Source organism: Paenibacillus glycanilyticus, assembly GCF_051200795.1.
Classification (GTDB): Bacteria; Bacillota; Bacilli; order Paenibacillales; family Paenibacillaceae; genus Pristimantibacillus; species Pristimantibacillus glycanilyticus.
Genome location: NZ_CP195155.1, coordinates 6,054,381 through 6,073,932 on the forward strand (window position 1 = coordinate 6,054,381; position 19,552 = coordinate 6,073,932).

General features: G+C 53.6%; 16 protein-coding genes. 5 read left to right on the forward strand and 11 right to left on the reverse strand.

What is annotated here, in order from left to right; genetic code table 11:
- Genes alr through ACR9FF_RS27265 form a run of 3 tightly spaced genes read left to right on the forward strand, consistent with a single transcriptional unit; the run spans nt 1 to nt 3,045 of the window.
- Nucleotides 1-1,173, forward strand: a complete 1,173-nt coding sequence (gene alr, locus ACR9FF_RS27255) for an alanine racemase (protein ID WP_435166896.1) — start codon at nt 1-3, stop codon at nt 1,171-1,173.
- Nucleotides 1,125-1,976: a D-alanyl-D-alanine carboxypeptidase family protein gene (locus ACR9FF_RS27260; protein ID WP_435166899.1), complete on the forward strand. Its 852-nt coding sequence runs from the start codon at nt 1,125-1,127 to the stop codon at nt 1,974-1,976. Before alr ends, ACR9FF_RS27260 begins: the two co-directional genes overlap by 49 nt.
- Complete coding sequence (locus ACR9FF_RS27265) at nt 1,969-3,045, forward strand: acyltransferase (protein ID WP_435166902.1); 1,077 nt, start codon at nt 1,969-1,971, stop codon at nt 3,043-3,045. Before ACR9FF_RS27260 ends, ACR9FF_RS27265 begins: the two co-directional genes overlap by 8 nt.
- An 87-nt stretch (nt 3,046-3,132) precedes the next feature.
- Here the strand turns inward: ACR9FF_RS27265 and ACR9FF_RS27270 are convergent, their stop codons facing one another.
- Nucleotides 3,133-4,011 (reverse strand): AraC family transcriptional regulator, encoded by an 879-nt coding sequence (locus tag ACR9FF_RS27270; protein WP_435166905.1) that lies wholly within the window; start codon nt 4,009-4,011, stop codon nt 3,133-3,135.
- A gap of 105 nt (nt 4,012-4,116) precedes the next feature.
- On the opposite strand from ACR9FF_RS27270, the gene ACR9FF_RS27275 reads away from it, so the two are divergent.
- Nucleotides 4,117-5,652, forward strand: coding sequence for a sulfatase family protein (locus ACR9FF_RS27275; protein WP_435166908.1), 1,536 nt, complete (start codon nt 4,117-4,119; stop codon nt 5,650-5,652).
- 195 nt (nt 5,653-5,847) lie between these two features.
- Here ACR9FF_RS27275 and ACR9FF_RS27280 read toward each other — a convergent pair whose 3' ends face one another.
- The 10 genes from ACR9FF_RS27280 to ACR9FF_RS27325 form a co-directional block, all read right to left on the reverse strand.
- Nucleotides 5,848-7,611: a glycoside hydrolase family 2 protein gene (locus ACR9FF_RS27280; RefSeq protein WP_435166911.1), complete on the reverse strand. Its 1,764-nt coding sequence runs from the start codon at nt 7,609-7,611 to the stop codon at nt 5,848-5,850.
- Nucleotides 7,612-7,626: 15 nt separating this feature from the next.
- Nucleotides 7,627-9,642 (reverse strand): alpha-L-arabinofuranosidase C-terminal domain-containing protein, encoded by a 2,016-nt coding sequence (locus ACR9FF_RS27285; protein WP_435166914.1) that lies wholly within the window; start codon nt 9,640-9,642, stop codon nt 7,627-7,629.
- A gap of 40 nt (nt 9,643-9,682) precedes the next feature.
- Nucleotides 9,683-10,570, reverse strand: a complete 888-nt coding sequence (locus ACR9FF_RS27290) for a carbohydrate ABC transporter permease (protein ID WP_201007840.1) — start codon at nt 10,568-10,570, stop codon at nt 9,683-9,685.
- Nucleotides 10,571-10,584: 14 nt separating this feature from the next.
- Nucleotides 10,585-11,547, reverse strand: a complete 963-nt coding sequence (locus tag ACR9FF_RS27295) for an ABC transporter permease (protein ID WP_435166918.1) — start codon at nt 11,545-11,547, stop codon at nt 10,585-10,587.
- 33 nt (nt 11,548-11,580) lie between these two features.
- Nucleotides 11,581-13,179 (reverse strand): extracellular solute-binding protein, encoded by a 1,599-nt coding sequence (locus tag ACR9FF_RS27300; RefSeq protein WP_435166921.1) that lies wholly within the window; start codon nt 13,177-13,179, stop codon nt 11,581-11,583.
- Between the two features lie 111 nt (nt 13,180-13,290).
- The gene (locus ACR9FF_RS27305) at nt 13,291-14,943 is read right to left on the reverse strand and encodes a response regulator (RefSeq protein ID WP_435166924.1); all 1,653 of its coding nucleotides are present in this window, start codon (nt 14,941-14,943) and stop codon (nt 13,291-13,293) included.
- Nucleotides 14,943-16,751, reverse strand: a complete 1,809-nt coding sequence (locus ACR9FF_RS27310; protein WP_435166927.1) for a cache domain-containing sensor histidine kinase — start codon at nt 16,749-16,751, stop codon at nt 14,943-14,945. The genes ACR9FF_RS27305 and ACR9FF_RS27310 overlap by 1 nt, the downstream gene beginning before the upstream one ends.
- A 64-nt stretch (nt 16,752-16,815) precedes the next feature.
- Nucleotides 16,816-17,667 carry an AraC family transcriptional regulator gene (locus ACR9FF_RS27315; protein WP_435166930.1) on the reverse strand — a complete coding sequence of 284 codons (852 nt, stop codon included), beginning with the start codon at nt 17,665-17,667 and terminating at the stop codon, nt 16,816-16,818.
- A 238-nt stretch (nt 17,668-17,905) separates the two neighbouring features.
- Nucleotides 17,906-18,253 (reverse strand): VOC family protein, encoded by a 348-nt coding sequence (locus tag ACR9FF_RS27320; protein WP_435166933.1) that lies wholly within the window; start codon nt 18,251-18,253, stop codon nt 17,906-17,908.
- 70 nt (nt 18,254-18,323) lie between these two features.
- Nucleotides 18,324-18,683 (reverse strand): MerR family transcriptional regulator, encoded by a 360-nt coding sequence (locus ACR9FF_RS27325; protein ID WP_317981314.1) that lies wholly within the window; start codon nt 18,681-18,683, stop codon nt 18,324-18,326.
- Between the two features lie 103 nt (nt 18,684-18,786).
- On the opposite strand from ACR9FF_RS27325, the gene ACR9FF_RS27330 reads away from it, so the two are divergent.
- The gene (locus ACR9FF_RS27330) at nt 18,787-19,497 is read left to right on the forward strand and encodes an SDR family NAD(P)-dependent oxidoreductase (protein ID WP_435166936.1); all 711 of its coding nucleotides are present in this window, start codon (nt 18,787-18,789) and stop codon (nt 19,495-19,497) included.
- Nucleotides 19,498-19,552 lie beyond the last annotated feature (55 nt).

Genomic DNA, 19,552 nt, shown 5'->3' on the forward strand with positions numbered 1-19,552 from the left:
ATGTTAAGAGATACTTGGGCTGAAATTAGTTTGAGCCGTATTCGGGAGAATATGCTGAACATTCGCCGGTCTCTTCCCGGTTCGGTGAAGCTGATGGCTGTCGTCAAGGCGAACGGCTACGGGCATGGCGACATCGAATCGGCCAAGGCAGCGATAAAGGCCGGCGCGGATTATTTGGCGGTTGCCTACCTGGAAGAAGCGGTTCGGCTGCGCAATGCCGGATTACAGCTGCCTATTCTCGTATTAACGCCTATCCGGCCGGAGCATGTGCCATTGGCTCTGAAGCATGACCTCTCCTTAACCGTAACAAGCGCCAAATGGTTTTGCGAGATGCGGAATTTCAAGCCTTGCGGCTCCGCTGGCAAGCTGCGTGTTCATGCAAAGATGGATACGGGGCTTGGGCGAATCGGCATCCGGACGAAGCAAGAATGGGATGAGCTTGTCCCTTGGTTGCACGCTGAAGATGTTGAGATGGACGGCTTTTACACGCATTTTGCGACGGCCGGACAGGAGGATACCCGCTTTCTGGAGCAGCAGGCTGCCCGCTTCCTCGATATGAAGGAATGGGCACGCGCCTCCGGACTTGCGATTCGTCATTATCATTGCGCGGGCAGCGTTGCGGCGCTGAGATTTCCTCATCTGGCAATGGATATGGTGCGGATCGGAGCGGCGATGTACGGCTTTTACCCTGCAAAGCTTGCTTGTCCGGTTAAGCTGGAGCCTGCTCTAAGTCTTCACAGCCGTCTGATTCAAGTGAAGAAGCTGGCTAAGGGGGAATATATCGGCTACGACAATTCCTATCAGGCTAAAGAGGAGGAATGGATTGGAACGGTGCCAATCGGTTATGCCGACGGCTGGGCGCAGCGGATGCAAGGCACGGATGTGCTAATTGGCGGCCGTCGCGCTCCTATTGCGGGCAAAATCTCCATGGACCAGCTGATGATCAAGCTCCCCGGACCATTCGCGGAAGGAACTCCGGTTACCTTGATCGGTACCCAAGGCGGGCAGCGTATTACGTTTGCCGAGCTTGCCGCCCATATCGGAAGCGTTGCGCAGGAAGTCTCCGCTTCGCTTGGCGTCCGGATAACGAGAACCTATAAAGATATCGAGGAGGTACGTGCAAGATGGGACAAAACAACTTGGCCGGACGACATCAGTCAGGCCGTCATATAACGTTTCACACATCCATTCAAACTGCCAATTCCGGCGTTCATAAAGGACATCTGGTCTTGATTAATCGTGAAAATCCAATCCGGCAAATTCCTTCTTCTGACCGTTTGGCGCCAATCCGATCGTTCCCGGCTATTCACACGCTGAAGGATGGCATGCGGCTAGAGCGAACCTGCTTGCGTCAGTTAGCCGAGCTTCTTCAGGCCAGCGAAGGGATAGACGATATAATCGCGGTCAGCGGCTATCGCACCAAGCATGACCAAGAGCAGATTTACAGCTCCTCATTAGCCGATAACGGCGCGGATTACACGGCGCGTTATGTCGCATTGCCCGACCGGAGCGAGCATCAGACGGGGCTGGCGATCGACGTCGGCCGGCTCAGCAAGGAAATTGATTTTATCGCACCGGCGTTCCCGGACACGGATGTCTACAAGACCTTCAAGCAGCTTGCCGCACGCTTTGGGTTCATTCAACGTTACAAGGAAGGCAAGGAGGCCTTGACTCAAATCTCGTGCGAGCCTTGGCATTTCCGTTACATCGGTTATCCCCATGCAGATATCATGGAGCGGAACGATTGGTGCCTGGAGGAATATATCGACGTACTTAGAAGCTATGTCTACGGCAGCGAACATCTATTATTCGAGGATGATCATTCCTTGGCCGAAATCTATTTCGTGGCGGCAGACACGGGAGCTTCGACGTCCATTCCCCTTATCCCATGCGATCGCTTCAACTTGTCCGGGAATAACGTTGACGGTTTTATCGTGACCGCGTTCAAGGATAAAAGCAGGCGATCCCATGTCTAGAACGGGTTACGGCGGGCTAGATTGGGTCAAATTCGCGGCCGCCCTGCTCGTTGTTGCCAATCATACGAGCCCGCTTCTGTCATACAGCGCTGACGCCGATTTTCTTGTAAGCAATCTGCTTACGCGTATTGCCGTTCCCGTCTTTTTTATGACAGCCGGATTCCTATTGTTCCGCAAGCTGTCCGGCAATCCGCTAACGGACCGAAAGGCTGTTCAAGGCTACCTGCTGAAAATTGCAAAGCTATACGCCATTGCTATTGTCCTGTACATTCCGCTGAACCTATATACCGGTTATTTTTCCGATTCCTTAACGACGTATTCCGTCATCAAAGACATCGTGTTTGACGGAACTTTTTATCACCTATGGTATTTGCCGGCGTTAATGATCGGCCTGTTGATAACTTATGCGATGATTCGGTTCCTACCGATGAACGCGGTGCTGGCTTCGGCCGGGCTCTTATACATCATCGGGCTGCTTGGAGACAGCTACTTTGGCATCCTGCAAAACAGTACAGAGCTGACCTCTATCTACGAAGAGATGTTTAAGGTGTTTGATTACACCCGCAACGGACTTTTCTATGCCCCTCTTTATCTGGCAATGGGAGCTTGGGCAGCCAAACAGCCTCCTCCGGCCCGAAAACCGATCGCGAATGCGGCTTTGTTTGCGGTTTTTCTTGGACTCATGTTCGCCGAAGGGATGCTCCTTCACTCCTCGGGAATTCCGCGGCATGACAGCATGTATGTGTTTGCGGTTCCCGCTGTCTATTTCTTATTCCAGTGGTCCATGCAGTGGAAGGTTCCGGCGAGCAAAAGATTACGGGAGTGGCGGACTTGGGTGTATATTCTGCATCCCTTGGCCATTGTGCTTGTCCGCGGAGGAGCCGAAGCCGCGCATCTGGAGCGGCTGCTTATCTCGAATAGTCTGCTTCATTTCGCCGCCGTTTGCCTGCTGTCGATTGGGTTGTCCGCGCTTATCGTATGGCTGTTGGAAATCATCCGGAAATTCCGGAATCCTATCCGGATGTGGATAACAACTCCTGTGGACAAGTGGATAACACTTCGAAAATGAACAGTTGTCCGATAGAAAGCGCTCTTAATATGTGTATAACTTTGTGAATAACTGTGGACAACACGTATGTTGCATAGGCTTATTTGACTACGTTCGTTTCCAAATCGCATCCCGGTAGGCCGTTGGCGTCTCCCCCATACGATTTTTAAACGTTCGCGTAAAAGCATACAAAGAGGAATAACCGGTCGTATAAGCAACCTCCGTAATGGAGGCATCGGTCTCCGCAAGAAGCCGCTTGGCAGATTCCATCCTTACCTGCGTGATGTAATCGCTTGGCGGCATTCCAGCCTTTTCCGAGAAAGCAACGGAGTAATACGTCCGGTTCATTCCCGCTGCCTTGGCTGCCTGCTGGACCGTGATGCCTTCCGTGGCATGCTGCCGGATATAGGACATGCTTTGCTTGACCCAATCCGTGGCATTCAGGGCATAAGCGGGGGGAACCGTCCGGCATAAGGCTGCCAATAGACGGTACAGCAGGCTTTGCATTTCAAGCGACCGAACATGGGCGCTTTCCGTCTCTCCGCTCCGCATCGAATCAAGCAGGCCATGAAGCGCCCGCTCCGCTTCTTGCGTCCACCCGTTCTCCAGAAACGGTTTCTCGCAACTTATGCCGGTGAGCGCCAGCAGCTCTGCCGCCCGTGGACCATCCATTACAATCCAACTCATCCGGGGCGGCTTTTCCCCTTCAATCGCATAGTACGCATAGGTACGCGCTGGGAACAAGCAGAAGAGGTCGCCAGCCGACAGCGTTACGCTATTCCCCCCATCCCACTCTACCCGAACGAAGCCTTCCTTTACGATATGCAGACTGTAGCTCTCAATCCTTTTGGGTCCGGCGCCGTAGCCTTGCCTAGTCTCCGTTATGCCCCCTCTCACGGGCCATATCGAGCATTGCTTGTCCAGCTCGCTTATCGCATGAAACAGAAACTCGGCGGTTTCGAAGCCTGCCGAACTATTGCCATTCATCACAATCCGCCCCTTACCTGACAAATTGGTAAATCAACCATACATGATGCTATTTTACGACTGCCTCCTATCCATTACAATGATTGGCATGGAGGCGATTTTCTCTTGAAAAAACCAAACATTTTGTTGATTACAAGCGATCAGCAGCACTGGAATACGCTAGGTTATTTCAATAACGAATTAAGCACGCCCAATTTAGACCGGCTTGTTCGGTCCGGCACAACCTTTACGAGAGCCTACTGTCCGAATCCGACCTGCACGCCAAGCCGTGCATCCATTATTACGGGCCAATACCCAAGCCAGCATGGCGCTTGGACGCTAGGAACCAAGCTTCTGGAAGACCGGCACTTCGTCGGGGAAGATTTTCATTCTGCCGGCTACAAAACCGCGCTTGTTGGCAAAGCCCATTTTCAGCCGTTGTCATCAACGGAGGAATACCCTTCGCTTGAGGCTTATCCGGTCCTGCAGGATTTGGAGATGTGGAAGCAATTCAACGGTCCTTTCTATGGCTTCGAGCATGTCGAGCTCACGCGCAATCATACCAACGAAGCTCATGTAGGCCAGCACTACGCCTTATGGATGGAAGAGAAAGGCTGCGTCAATTGGCGGGATTATTTCCTTCCTCCAACAGGCAGCATGGACCCCGCCATCACGTACAAGTGGCCGATTCCCGAAAAGTACCACTACAATACCTGGATCGCGGAGCGCACGAACGCGCTTATGGAGCAATACGCCGGAGAAGACAAACCGTTCTTCCTCTGGTCAAGCTTCTTCGACCCGCATCCGGAATACCTGGTTCCCGAGCCGTGGGATACGATGTACGATCCGGACTCCCTGACGATTCCGGATATCGTGCCAGGCGAGCATGACAAAAATCCGCCTCATTTCGGCCTTACGCAAGAGGACACTCCGGACTTCTCCCCTTGGGCGGAAACGGGCAACGGCATTCACGGGTACCGTTCGCATCATTACTATGAATACGGCGAGCGGAAGAAGCTTACCGACTACGACAAGAAGAAGCTGGTCGCCGTCTATTACGGCATGATCAGCATGATGGACAAATATATCGGCACGATCCTCGATAAGCTCGAAGAGCTTGGCATTGCGGACAACACGGTTGTCGTCTTTACGACGGATCATGGCCATTTCTTCGGCCAGCACGGCCTGCAGGCCAAAGGCGGCTTCCATTACGAGGACCTGATTCGCCTGCCGTTTATCGTGCGTTATCCAGGGCAGGTTCCGGCGGGAGTAACGTCGGACGCGATCCAATCGCTGGTTGACCTTGCGCCAACGTTCCTGTCGCTCAGCGGCATTCCGATCCCGCATGCGATGACCGGCGTCGATCAAAGCGAGGTATGGAAAGGCACGGCATCCGCTGCGAGAGATCATGCCATCTGCGAATTCCGTCATGAGCCAACAACCATTCATCAGAAAACATACGTCGACCAGCGTTACAAAATTACGGTTTATTACAACCAAACCTACGGCGAAATCTTCAATTTGCAGGATGACCCAAGCGAGCTCAACAACTTGTGGGACGATCCGGCATACGCAGCGCTGAAGTCCGAGCTGCTGCTCAAGTACATCTGGGCGGAGCTTGGCAAGGAGCCGATGCCGATGCCGCGCATCTCGGGCGCGTAGGCTGAATAATAGGAAGGGCTATCCCCGTCATAAAGCGACGCGGAATAGCCCTTTTTTATTGCTGCATTTTCCTTGCTCCTCTCCCCGCATGAAAAAGCGCCACGTTGGATTCCCAGCTTCCATACCTGTTATGACCGCAAAAAACCGGGCCTGCACGCTGCAGACCCGGTTTTCTTACGCTGTCGCGGAGGCAGATCAGCCCAAGTTAATGGCCCGAATCTCCTCCAGCGGAATCTTCGGCTTGCGGTCCTCCGTGAGCAGTCCGTTAATCTCCTGCTGCACGTCCGCCACCTGCGTATAGCAATAGCCGCAAATATAATCGACGGACTTGATGGCTTGCGTAAGTCCCTTGAAGCGTTCCGTGAAGGCTTCGACCGAATCCACCTGCTCCCCGTAGCCCCAGCCCTTGTCGGACTGGAACGCAATGCCGCCGAACTCGCTGATGATAATCGGCTGTCCCCGGTAGCCGTAGCCCTCGGCAAAGGCATATTTCCAATGGTTGCAGGTCGTCTCGCGCGACATGATAGCATCCTTGTTATCCCGGTAACGCTTCAGGAAGCCTTCTCCGGTCTGGACGTAATCATGCAGCGTCACGATATCCGAGACGGTATGCTCCCAGCCATCGTTAACGATAACGGGACGATTCGGATCGAACGACTTCGTGAGATGGTAGATGCCTTCCGTGAACTTCTGCTGCCGCTTGTCGCGAAGAATATTGCCAATCCCCCACGACTCGTTGAACGGCACCCACGTTATGATGCTCGGATGGTTATGCTGCTGCTTGATAATTTCAAGCCATTCTCTCGTGAAAGCCTCGACCGCGCGGTCATGGAACTCGAAGGTCGCCGCCATCTCCGACCAGACGAGCAGCCCCTTTACGTCGCACCAATAGAGAAAACGGGCATCCTCGATCTTCATATGCTTGCGCACGCCGTTGTAGCCCATCGCCAGGATCAGGTCGATATCCTCGATCAACGCTTCTTCGCTTGGCGGCGTCAGATGGCTGTCCGTCCAATAGCCCTGGTCTAAAATAAGCCTTTGGTAGATTGGCGCGTTGTTCAGCAGCACTTTTCCGTTCTCGATGGATATTTTCCGCATGCCGAAATAAGAAAGCGTACGGTCGACGACACGCCCGCCCGAGGTCAGGACGAATTCCACGTCGTACAAATTCGGACGGGCCGGCGTCCAATACGCCCGCTTCCACGGTCCGTTTGCTTCGTGGTGAAGATCAACCTCAACCGTGAGGCACGGACGGTCAATTCCCAGCGCAACTCGCTTTACGAGCTGCCCTTTGAATGTCACGATGGCCTCCAGCAGCAGATCGCCGCCGGGCCGGACGCCGTTTACCTCGTAATCGAACCGAACGACATGGCGGTCGAGATCCGGCGTTATTTTGACCGACTCCAGCCGCTCTTCTTCCACGTATTCCATCCATACCGTCTGCCAGATGCCCGTCGTTTGCACGTAGAAGCATTCAAAGTTGTCCGGCACCCAGCGCTGCTTGCCCCTCGGCTGATAGCAGCTGTTGCTGTCCGTTACTTTCACCGCTATCCGGTTATCGGCTCCGAACTTCAGATACGGCGTCATGTCGACGGAGAATGCCGCATAGCCGCCTTGATGACTTCCGGCCAGCTCGCCGTTAATCCATACTTTAGCGTCGTAATCTACCGCCTGAAAATGCAGGATCGCCCGCTTACCGGCCGCTTCCGCCGGAACGGAAATCTCTCTGCTGTACCACACATAAGGATGAAAGCTTTCCTCGCCAATGCCGCTGGCTTTGGTTTCGTACGTAAACGGTACGTTAATCCGGTGCGTTGCTTCGAATGCCTCCTGCCACTTCTCGCGCTCGCCCGCATTTGCGTCGTCGAAGCGGAAGTCCCATTCGCCGTTCAGATTATGCCAATCGCCGCGCACGAGCTGGGGTCTGGGATAATCCTTGCTATATGATTTCGTCGTCATGCGTACCTCCTGCTCCTATACCTTGCCTTGGAATACCGCTGCATAGATGGAAGACGGGCGAAGAGGAACGCCCTGCTTCCATTCGGCTGTCTGCACGGTCCGGCTCTTGCTCATGATGTTCTCCGGCTCAAATACGCTGTTGATCTCGTCGTAACCTTCGCCGGTGATTTCGTATAGCACCATCTCACCCGCTGCTTCGAAATCAGCCAGATCCAGCACCGTATTTACTTCATTCAGCCCGCGGTTAACGATAAATACCGTAACGGTATCGCCTGCACCGTTAACGCCCGCCGCGATGTCCAGCTCCGGCAGCCCGTTCAGCTCTACCGGCGTCTCCTTGAGCGCCGGCACGGCAAACGTCGCGCAATTCGCCTGCACCGGAAGCATATGCTTAAGGTCGCGGTTCGCGTACAGCTTCATAACCTCGTAGGTCGGCGTTCCGTATACGTCCAGCGGCCGATTGCTCCAGCCGGACTCCTTGCCGCAATATTGGTCGGCATAATAATCGCCCACCCGGATGCAGCCGCCGAGCCAGCCGTTGACCAGATCGGAGAAGCTGCCGATATGCACCATGTCGCTTGAACGAAGCATTTCGTTCAGATTGGAAGCATTGGCAACCGCCGCGCCAAGCGTATGCTCGTTCGGCAGCCCTTTGCGGACCGTATTCGGATAATACATGGTGTTGTATTCCGTAATGGCGATTTTGACATGGGCATGCTTCGGATTTGCCTTAATGCTGTCCGTCGTCTCCCGCAAGTAATGCCGCGTGAACTCAGGATAAGCCGCAATGGCTTTATAACGATCATCCGAAGGCGTACTCCGGTTCATGCCGAAAGGTCCGTAGCCATGGTAGATATGCAGGGTCAAATAGTCAATCAACTCGCCGGCCTGCTCCAGCACCGGCTTGTTCCATGCCTGGTCGTAATGGCCGCAGGCCAGCAGCACGATGGAAGGGTCCGCCGCTTTCATCGCTTGAGCGAACGATACCGTGCGCGCCGCGAACTCCTCGGCGGAGCAGGTTCCTACCTGCCAGCCTCCCCATACCTCGTTGCCAATCTCCCAATATTTCACGCCGTAAGGCTCGGGATATCCGTTCGCGGCGCGCAAAGCGCCCATCGGCGTATCGGCCGCTCCATTGCAGTATTCGATCCATGCCGCCGCCTCCTCCGGAGTGCCGGATCCGTCGTTGACGCAAATGAGAGGCTCTACCTGCAGCTCCCGGCAGAAGGCGATAAATTCGTCCGTGCCGAAATATTTGCTCGTCCAGCCGCCCCATGCCTCGTTGTACATAACCGGTCTCTCCAGCACGGGACCAACGCCATGCTCCCAATGGTAGGCGCTGATGTAATTGCCGGCCAGTCTCATCATGCCGGCATTCAGTTCTCTCGTCAAATCGACGACCTCGCGCTTCACCAGGGCGATATTGTCTGCTGCAAGCAAGGATACGTGATCGAGCCACAGCATGCCGGTCGATACATGATCGGTCCAACGAGGATGGTCTTCCGGAATGTAGATGCGAAGCTCGGCGTTGGCGCAAGCGCGGGAGACGGCCAAGTCCGCTTCATATTCCCGCCAGTTATGGCTGACGAGCTCGATAACGACAGAACCAAGGGTTTCCTCCGTATGCCGGTCCACCGCTTCCACCACCAGCCGCTTCAGCTCAATCGACGCGCGGGCAACGACTTTTATCTTATAATCGGCAGGCCCTTGGAGGGCGGTCTTCTGCGCGATTCCGGCATAGGCCTCATCATCGCTTAACAAGCGGATGCGCTGCGCCCGTCCGGAATGCTTAGGCGCGGGCGCCTCAAGCGCGTATTTCGTATTGCGGCCGTTCGTATAGGCTTGCCAGCTTCCGGATATTTCCCGCTTCGTTTCAGACTCGCTCTCGAAGTCCATATCCTTAAGCGGGAAGGCCAGCATGGCTTCCATATGGTCGCGGATATCCTCGACAAAGTGACCGAACAGGAACGGGTTGACGGCATGCCGGCTCGCTCCGGCGCAATCGACGGTTATGTTAGCTTTGTTAGTCAAAATGAACCTCCATAGAAATCCTTAGTATAGTCGGAATCGCCTATCCCTTGATGGAGCCAATCATAACGCCTTTGACGAAATGCCGCTGCACAAAAGGATACATGACCAGCACGGGCAGGCTGGACACAATGATAACCGCGAATTTAATGCTCTCCGACAGCAAAATTTGTTTTTCCAGGCCTACGCTTCCGCCGTCCGTTTGGGCCGATTGGCTGATCAGCAAGATTTCGCGAAGCACCAGCTGAAGTGGATATTTGCCTTCGTCGCGGATATAGATCAATGCGTTGAAGAAGGAGTTCCAGTGGCCAACCGCGTAGAACAGCACCATGACGGCCAGAATCGGCTTTGAGAGCGGCAGAATGATGCTGACGAGCAGTCTCCAGTTCGAGCAGCCGTCCATGTGGGCCGCCTCCTGCAGCTCCCAAGGAATACTGTTCTGAAAATACGTGCGCATAACGATAAGATTGTACGTCGCGATAGCGCCAGGCACGATCAGCGCCCACATGGTGTCGACCATGCCCAGGTCTTTGACCAGCAAATAAGTCGGAATAAGACCTCCGCTGAAAAACATCGTCATCGTAATCAGGACCATAATCCCGTTGCGCAAGGGAAGATCGGGTCTCGACAGCGGATACGCCGCGAGAATCGTCATGATAATGTTAATGACGGTTCCGATGACGGTGTACATAATCGAGTTGCCGTAGCCGGTCCAGATCTTGTCGTTCTGCAAAATGTTGGCGTAAGCCTCGACATTGAGACCTTGCGGCAGCAGCCACACGTCGCCGTTTAAGACTTTGGCCGGGTCGCTGAACGACGCGCTGACAATGAACAGCAGCGGGTATAACACAATGACCATAATAATAGCGGCTATGATATATACGACTGCGTCGAACAAACGTTCATTCGACGGACTTATGCTCTTTTCCATAAGCGGTTACCTCCTTACCATAAGCTCGTCTCCGACGTCTTGCGGGCAAAACGGTTTACGAGCAGCAGCAGCATAAGGTTGATCACCGAGTTGAACAGGCCGATGGCCGCCGTGTAGCTGTACTCGCCCTTCAAGATTCCCGTCGTATAGACGAACGTGGAGATGACGTCGCTGGATTCCAGATTCAGGTTGTTCTGCATGAGCAAAATTTTCTCGAAGCCGATATTCATGAAGTGGCCGATATCGAGAATGAGCAGGATGACGATAACCGGCATAATGCCCGGCAGCGATACGTGCCAGATGCGGCGGAGCCGCGAGGCGCCGTCCATCTTGGCCGCTTCGTACAGCTGGGGATTGACCCCGCTGAGCGCCGCGATATAGATAATGGATTGCCATCCCATGCTTTGCCAGATGTTCGAGCCGATAAAGATCGGCTTAAACCAGGCGGCTTCCTGCAGGAAATTAATCGGCGTGCCGCCAAACGCCTCGATCAGCTGGTTGACGGGTCCCGTCTTCGTCGACAGAAACACGTTCAGAATGCCAACGATAACAACAACCGAGATAAAATGCGGGATGTACGTAATATTTTGCAGCCATTTGCTGTAGGCCCGGCTTTTAATTTCGTTCACGAGCAGTGCGAGCAGGATCGGTACCGGGAAGGCGATGAGGAGCGAGAACAAGTTGATGGATACCGTATTCCACAGCAGCCGCCAGAAATAATACGAGTTGAAAAATCGTTCGAAATGGCCGAAGCCTTCCCAAGGGCTGCCGATGATGCCTTTGGCCGGATTGAAGTTTTTGAAGGCGATCTGCAGGCCGTACAGCGGCCCGTAATGGAAGATGAAATAAAAGGCGAGCGGCGGCAGCAGCATGAGATACAAATCATACCGCTTCGCCATTTTTCTCAGCAGCCCGTCGTTCTTCCTCTTGCGGCCGGGAACGGGGGCCGCCCCCGCGTTCTCGATCATGCTGTCCATGAGCAACCCCTCCCTCTCTGCGCGTCATCCCATTTATTTAGCCATTTTGTCATAAGCATCCTGGTAAAGCTTCTCAAGATCGGCAATGTTCATTTTCTTCAGCGTGGACTGGAATTCGTCCCACTTGTCGAAGCTGAGCGCCCCAACGATAAACTTGGTGCTTTGCTCTTCGAAATATTTGTCGATGTCATTGCGCAGCACGTTAACCTTCTGGGCAGTCGCTTCGTCAAACAGCGGCGGCGCATAGCGGATTTTCGGCAAATACGGCTCGAGCTGCTCGTAAGCCTCTTGCACTTGAGGCGGGTTGATGAACGATGCTACTTTGTCGCTGATGAGATGAGGCGCGCCGCCGCCGGCGTATGGCGTGATTTTCGCCTGGGCGCCCGCTACGTTCAAAAGCTCTTCTTTGTAGTACGGGATACCGTCCTTCATCTCGTAGTGCTCGCCTTCCCGGCCGAAGCGCAGCAGCGTTGAGCCTTCGTCGCTGTAGAAGTAATCGATCCAGCGCATGGTCGCTTCCGGATATTTGTTGACGGACGTAATGGCGAATGCTCCGTAGTCGCGCGGCACCGGAGCGACTTGGCTTTGCAGACGGTCGCCATTAGGACCTGCTTGCGGTGCTATGCCTACATACTGATCCTGAATGGTCAGGAAGTTATTGTTCGTCTGATCGAAGAAGTAGCCGACATTGCCCGTACCTTGCTTGGCAAGATATTGCGCTTCCGTGTGGGAGAAAATCTCCGGGTCGATCAGCTTCTCCTTATATAGCTTGTTCAAATACATGAGCAGCTCTTTGTACTGCTCGTCGCCGCTCCAGATATGCACTTTATCGTTCTCGACATTAATGTTGTAGCCGAGCTGGGAATCAAGTCCGAATGCTCCCGCCATTTGATAGACGATTGGCATGCCGATACGCGCGGTCATCGGAATCTCGTCCGCTTTCCCGTTGCCGTTCGGATCGCCGTCGCGGAAAGCCTTCAGCACTTCATACAATTCGTCGGTCGTCTTAGGTACCTTCAGGCCCAGCTTATCCAGCCATGCCTTGTTGATCCATCTCTTGTCGGTCCGGGCGGAGCCTAGCGTAACAATGCCCGGGATCGCGTAAATATGTCCCTCCGGCGTCGTGATGCCCGCGCGGATCTCCGGATATTGATCCATCAGGCTCTTCAGGTTCGGCGCGTATTGATCAATCAGATTCTCCAGCGGGATCAGCTGTCCCGCAGCTCCGTAGCGGACCGTTTCCAGCTGCGTCAGACCCGAACGGTACAAAGCATCGGGAAGCTCATTGGACGCGAACAGGAGGTTTTTCTTCTCCGCAAAGCCGTCGGTCGGCGCCTCGATAAAATCGACCTTGACGTTGCTCATCTTCTCGTAATCCTGGAAGACGGGCATGTCCTTGAACGGACCGTTTACGGGCGCGACGCGCGTAAACATCTTCAGCTTGATTGGCGTATCCACGATCGGGAATCCTTCCGTTTTTACCGTATTCTCCGCCGAGCCCGATGATTTGGGATCCCCCGTATTGCCGCCTTTTTCATTGCTGTTGCCATTGCCGCCGTTGCTGCAGCCGGATACGATTAATCCGGTAACAAGCATCGTGGCGAAAGCATATCTCCCCCATGTTTTTCGCATGTTTATATACCCTCCAGACTTTCAATTCACCGGTTCTTGTAAGCGTTTACCGCCGGTGTTACTCGATTATAAAATACGTCCGGTTACGCCGAGTTACACTTATATGACTATTTACTCCACATATTTTACGGATTGTTTCGCCGCTGCCTTGCCGTCTCCGAGACTGTTCCAATAGGCCTGCGGCGTCATGCCCGTTACTTCCTTGAACACCTTGAAGAAATAGTTGTGCGTGGAAAAGCCCACCTGATCGCTGACCTGCTTAATGGTATATTGGCCGCTTTCCAGCAGCCTGCGCGCCGCGTCGACCCGTACCCGGTTCACGTACTCGGAGAACGTCGACTGCGTCTCCTCCTTGAAGATCCGGCTCAAATAGGAGGCGTTTAAGCCGATGAAGCCCGCGGCAAGCTCCAGCGTCACAATATCGGAATACCGCTCCAGAATAAAACCGATCGCCTGGGACACATGGCGGGAATAGCTGCCTGTCGCGTGATGCTCCTTGAGAAGAACAAGCAAAACCCCATAGAACGACTGAAGCCATTTCTCCAGCTCGCCGACGCTCCCGAGACGGTTGAGCTCGCCGCGCGACGGCAGACGATCGGCATCCTTCGTTGTCCCAAGCGGGGATCGGTTCCCTTTTTTTAACGCTTTATCGCCGATATGGAGCAGCTCGCTGACCGTCATCTGCACTGCGTGCGAATGCAACGGAAGCCCGTGGAGAGGTTCGAATACCGAAGCGATCAGACGCTGCGCGCCTTGCCCGTCCAGCCGCTCGATGGCAAGCAGCAGCTGCTTCTGCTCTTCGATCGTAAGCGCGACGCGGCTCTCCCGCGTGCCTTTTCCGCGCGGCTCCGGATTCGGATGAGCGGTCTGAGCGTTAGGGTCAAGCGCCCGCTCCGCGGAGGCGTAGCTTGCCCCAAGCTGCGACAGGCTGTTGCATACATGCCCAACCGCATAGATCGATTTCAAGTTCAAGTACATCTCTAGCGCATGGCCAAGCTTGCTCATGCTTCTGGCCGCTTCGCTTGCGGCCGCGTGCTCGCTCCGCTCCCGTATGGCGAACACGACGGCGATCCGCCCGTCCTCCACGTAAGCGGCCGTGCGCTCGCGCGCGTCTCCCAGGCTTTGCTGCATAAGCTCGACAACCTGCTGAACCAGCCGGTTCGTCTGCACGTCGGTATTGGACTCCGTCAGCAGCAGGAACGGAATGATCTGCAGGACCGCTGCCACATACAAATTCGCCTGCGGATACATGCCGTAACGCCTGATGCTTCCTTCAAGCTCCCTTGCGGCTTCCGCCTTGCCTCTTGCCAAGTCGGCGATTTGGCTCCGGACCAACCCGGCATTGAAGAGGGACGATTCTTCGGCTTCGCCCGCGGCCTCGGATAATTTGCCCGCCTGGACCGCTTTTTCAAGCATCGCCAGCAAAGTCTCCTTGTCCAGCCTGTGCTTCAGCAAATAATCGACCGATCCGTTCTTCAGGCAGTCCCGGACGTAGTCGTAATCGTCATAGCTGCTGAGCATAATCGTCTGAACGGCGGGATACCTCTCTTTGATCATCCGGTTCAAATCCACGCCGTTCATTCCCGGCATATTAACGTCCAGGATCGCCACGTCGGGGCGTTGTTCTTCAATCATGTCCAATGCCGACTCCGCGCTTTGAGCCTCTCCGCAGATCTCGAAGCCATGGGCGCGAAAATCCAATAAAGACCGCAGATCGTTGCGAACGAGCGGCTCGTCGTCTACCAATAACACGCGATACATCATTAGCTCACCTCTTGCTCGGAGCCTGCCCGGCCCCGCAGATTGGGAAAACGAATTTCGACTTTCGTATACAAGCCGGGCTCGCTATACAGCCTGATGCCGTAGGGAGCTTCAAACGAACGGACGATTCTCTCGTGCACGTTGCGCACGCCCATTCCGCTGAACCGGGAAGAAGTCGGCTTTGTGACCGTTCCGCCCAGCAGCTGCTCCATCTGCTCCGGCGTCATCCCTTTGCCGTTGTCCGTCACCTCGATCATCAGATCGCGGTTATCCTCGTATACCCGTATCGTAACGAAGCCGCCTTGCTCCCGCGAGCCGATTCCGTGCAGAACCGCGTTCTCCACAATGGGCTGCAGCGTCAGCTTGAGCACGCGGCTATCCAATAGGGACGGATCTTCAATCTCCTCGTGGACGATGATCGGCTCCATGTATTTGTATTTGACGATAGAGATATAGCTTCGCACGTAGTCCAGCTCCTCCCTTACCGTCAAGTATTCGTTGGAGTTGCCCAGCACGCCCCGCATCAAATCGATTAAGGAGCCGGATACTTCCTCAATGTTTGGAGTCCCGTTAAGCTTGGCCAAATATTTGATCGTATTCAGCGAATTGTAGAGAAAATGAGGGCGTATTTGCGCTTGCAGCGCGGTCAGCTCCGCCTCCCGCTTCTCCTGCTCGCTTACGCGTATCCCTTCGAATAACCGCTTCAGCTCCTCCACCATGCCCATAAACACGTGGTAAAGCTGACCCACCTCGTCCTTTGCAGCAATCTCCTTCTTAGGTAACGTCAGGTTGCCGTCCTTCACCAGCATCATCATGGACTTCAGACGCCGGATATTAATCGTAATGCGCGACGACACCTGGAGCGAGACAATGAGGACGACCAGCAGGACGATCGCCGAAGCTTCAATGATCAGCTTCAGCAGGCGAGCCGATTCGCTGAGCAGCGAATTCGTCGGGATAAGCGCCAGCGTCGACCAGCCCGTATGGTCCGATTGCCTGCTGACCACGATATAGGATCTGCCGCCAATGACCCTCTCCTCCACGTCGCCCTCAGCCTTGCCAGGCTTCGCAAATTTGCGCTTCATGTCGACGATTCGCTGATCGGATGGCGCAAAGCTTGGCGTGTGATCCGACCGGTACACGAATTCGTCCTGCTGATCAAGCACATACAGCATACTGTCTGAGGTTGGCCTAACGCCGTATGTCTTGCGGATAAAGTCGTAATTCAGATCGACCATAACCACGCCAATCGTCTGACGGTTGTAGCGGATTTCGCGGCCGACAGTAATCGTCTCCGTGACGCCCGTCTGCTTCAAATAAGCGTGACGCGAGCCGTTGCGCAGCATATAGTCCATCATGGGCGTTCCGAGTACGCTTCGGTCCAGCCACGGACCGCCGGTGAAAAACACTTTGCCGCTTAAGCCAACGACGGCAATCCGCGCAATATAAGGCTTGTTCGCGACTAAAGACGACAGAAACTCCTCAATCCGCTTCTGCTCCTGGAACCACTCGTAGCTGATTTCCTCCGAGGGACTAAGCAACGTATCGATCACGGTGTTTTTATTCGTAACCACCATCGTATTGAGCCGGTCAATCTCCTCCAGCATAATGTTGAGCGACTCGTCGGCTTGCCTGATACTATCCGATACCGAGGTTACGGCGTTGGACTTGATCGTCTCCCGCATGTTGAGATAAACAATGACGGAGATCGATACGATAGAAAGAAGAGCGACAAGGCTGAACGCCAGAAAAATTTTGCCTTGAATGCTTAGGCTTGGCGATACCCAACGCCTTAGGGTAGACAGCTTCATTTCGGACAACTCCTTTTGAGGAGATTCTATGCAATCGCTTACATGAATAACAGGACGGATTCGCCTAGGCCTCCGCCTTTCTTAAAGCCAGCGGAGATTCCTTGAAGTACATTTTAAAGGCTCTTGTAAATGTATACAGATTCGGATATCCAAGAGACAATCCGATCTCCGTCACCGAAGCATGGGTATCGATTAAGAGGCGTCTAGCTTTCTCCATCCGGACCTTCTGCATATATTTCATCGGGGGCATCCCCATCTCTTCGGTAAAGACTTGCGTAAAATAAGAGCGGTGTACGCCCGCAAACTCAGCCACCTGCTGGACCGTAATCCCTTCAGTCGCATGGAGCTCCATATATTCCGCGCATTCTTGGATCCAGCTCGCCAGCTCCAGCCCCTGCCCGGCCTCTTCCAGCACCAGGGCCGAGAGCAGCCCGTACAGATAACCTTGCAGCTCCAAGGCCACTGCGGGCCGCCAGCGCTGAACCCGCTCCAGCGCATCGATAGCCCGTTCTGCGGCTGCTTCAATCCGCGAAGAGACGGTACCTCGACGGAATGGTTCTTGCTCCGTAAGACCAGCCAGTTGAAGCAGCGCCTCTACCCGGTCTCCGTCGATAGCCAGCCAGCGCATCTCGAGCGGCCGTTCGGCCGGAAGCATCTCGTAGTAATACGTTCGGTCCGGGAATAGGACGAAGAGATCTCCCCTTGCAAGCTCCACCTGCCGGCCCTCATATTCGAGCCGCAGCCTCCCTTCCCGCACGATATGAATGCTGTAGCACTCGATTCGTTTTGGCCCAACCTTATAATGGGGCTTGGCCAGACATCTTCCCGCCCTTACCGGCCACAGCCGGCCTGCCTTGTCCAGCTCGCCAGGCGTATAGTAGATAAAGTCCGCATATTCGTAATCGTACTCCCTCATGTCCGCGATCTCCTCACTTTAAGCTAACAAAATGACAACAGATAATTCCAATTGATGTTTTAAATCACTATATAACTAAGCATATTATGAGAACTTCATTTCGTAAACCTAACATAATGATATATTTTGCATCGTCTGCTCGTGGCAATAAAAAAAGGCTGCTCTGAGTATCAGAACAGCCTTGCGGGACCTATTAGTCGCATCAATTAATAACCACGATTACAGTCGTTTGCGTTAATTACTTCTCCCACAGCTCGATCAGCCGGCCATCCGGATCTTCAATCCACACAAACTGTCCGAATTCGCTGCTTTCTTTTTCCCTTGCGAGAGGTACGCCAACCTGTTCAAGATGCTTAATCGTCTCGTCCAGATTATGTACTTGGAAGTTCAGCATCACTTGTTGATCTGTCGGGAAATAAGGGTCAGCTTCGGTAAAAAGAGAGAAGATCGTTTCGCTCTCCGATTCGTTTTTTATCATCGTCCCATTCCAATCCCCTATTTCAAGCCGCATTGCTTCGTTGTACCATTTTTTAAGCGCTTCAATATTTTTGGTTCTCCAGAATACTCCTCCGAATCCTTTGATCATCGTAGCTCTCCCCTGTCCGTCTTTAAAGTTGGTTTCATGCATAAATTCCCCAGTAATCCAAGGATAACCGCTAGTAATTCTCACCGCGATAATAACGGTCAAGCTTATGCTCTAAGTGAACGAGCTGCTGCTTCTTCTCCTCGATATCGTCCAAAAGCTTTTGCTTCTGTTCTTGAATGAGCATAATTCTTTCAGGAAGGGTTGAAGTTCCGGTTTTTACCATCTCATAGTATTGCTTAATGTCTTCCACACTCATTCCGGTTTCGCGGAGACATTTGATGAACACCAGCCAATTCAGCTCGTGCTCGCTATAGAGCCGATTATTTTGTTCATTCCGCGCGGCCGGTTCCAACAGCCCTTTTCTTTCATAAAAACGAATCGCTCCGATATTCAATCCGGTCTCTTTCGCCACATGTCCAATCGTAAACATAGTTATCCTCGTGTGTTTAAAATTTTGGTTGACCTACACTAAGTGTAGCATATTAAGCTTTATATCATGAAACGTAAAAACAATCGATGAAAGAGGGATTCTAATGAAAAAGACCGCATTTGTAACAGGAGCCAATAAAGGAATCGGATTTGAAATCGCCAAACAGCTGGGCGAAAAAGGCTGGCGAGTAGTCCTCGGCGCCCGCGATGCGCAGCGGGGCCAAGCCGCCGTCTCCGAACTGTCCGCTCAAGGATTCGACGTGGAATGGATTCAAATCGACATGACTGATATGGCAAGCATTGAGACAGCTTCGCAAGCAATCAAGACGAAATATCCGGCGTTAAAGCTTCTGATTAACAACGCCGGCATGCCGGGCGCTTTTTCCAGCTCCTTTACCGATACGAAGGAAGAAGATCTGCGGAACGCTTTTGAAGTGAATTTCTTCGGTACCTATCGCTTAAACCAGCGTTTGTTGCCGTTAATCAAGGATAACGAAGGCACGATCGTCAACGTATCAACCGACATGGCGTCCCTAAACCATATGCAAAACGCCGAATTCACGCTAAACGCCTTCGATTACAACTCGTCTAAAACGGCCAACAATGCCATGACCTTATCGATGGCCTATGAATTAAGAAACAGCGTTGCTCAAGTGTTCGCCGTAACGCCGGGTTTCACGACAACCGATCTGAACGGCAATGCGGAAGGCGGTAAATCGAAGACGGAAGGCGCTGACATCATTGTAGGATACGCGACGGACGGTAAGCGGCATAACGGTGAATTTCTGAATGAGCAAGGCGTTATCGCGTGGTAATCCAATTCGTACAGCAAAAAAGCCAGCAGCCCTTCGGCTGCTGGCTTTTCATTAT

Bases quoted from the DNA above. Each gene is read 5' to 3' on its own strand.
- ACR9FF_RS27320 (WP_435166933.1), bottom strand. From the start codon at position 18,253: ATGATCAAAGGATTCGGAGGAGTATTCTGGAGAACCAAAAATATTGAA.
- ACR9FF_RS27265 (WP_435166902.1), top strand. From the start codon at position 1,969: ATGTCTAGAACGGGTTACGGCGGGCTAGATTGGGTCAAATTCGCGGCC.
- ACR9FF_RS27270 (WP_435166905.1), bottom strand. From the start codon at position 4,011: ATGAATGGCAATAGTTCGGCAGGCTTCGAAACCGCCGAGTTTCTGTTT.
- ACR9FF_RS27260 (WP_435166899.1), top strand. From the start codon at position 1,125: ATGGGACAAAACAACTTGGCCGGACGACATCAGTCAGGCCGTCATATA.
- ACR9FF_RS27315 (WP_435166930.1), bottom strand. From the start codon at position 17,667: ATGAGGGAGTACGATTACGAATATGCGGACTTTATCTACTATACGCCT.
- ACR9FF_RS27300 (WP_435166921.1), bottom strand. From the start codon at position 13,179: ATGCGAAAAACATGGGGGAGATATGCTTTCGCCACGATGCTTGTTACC.
- ACR9FF_RS27330 (WP_435166936.1), top strand. From the start codon at position 18,787: ATGAAAAAGACCGCATTTGTAACAGGAGCCAATAAAGGAATCGGATTT.
- ACR9FF_RS27305 (WP_435166924.1), bottom strand. From the start codon at position 14,943: ATGATGTATCGCGTGTTATTGGTAGACGACGAGCCGCTCGTTCGCAAC.
- ACR9FF_RS27295 (WP_435166918.1), bottom strand. From the start codon at position 11,547: ATGGACAGCATGATCGAGAACGCGGGGGCGGCCCCCGTTCCCGGCCGC.
- alr (WP_435166896.1), top strand. From the start codon at position 1: ATGTTAAGAGATACTTGGGCTGAAATTAGTTTGAGCCGTATTCGGGAG.
- ACR9FF_RS27280 (WP_435166911.1), bottom strand. From the start codon at position 7,611: ATGACGACGAAATCATATAGCAAGGATTATCCCAGACCCCAGCTCGTG.
- ACR9FF_RS27290 (WP_201007840.1), bottom strand. From the start codon at position 10,570: ATGGAAAAGAGCATAAGTCCGTCGAATGAACGTTTGTTCGACGCAGTC.
- ACR9FF_RS27325 (WP_317981314.1), bottom strand. From the start codon at position 18,683: ATGTTTACGATTGGACATGTGGCGAAAGAGACCGGATTGAATATCGGA.
- ACR9FF_RS27310 (WP_435166927.1), bottom strand. From the start codon at position 16,751: ATGAAGCTGTCTACCCTAAGGCGTTGGGTATCGCCAAGCCTAAGCATT.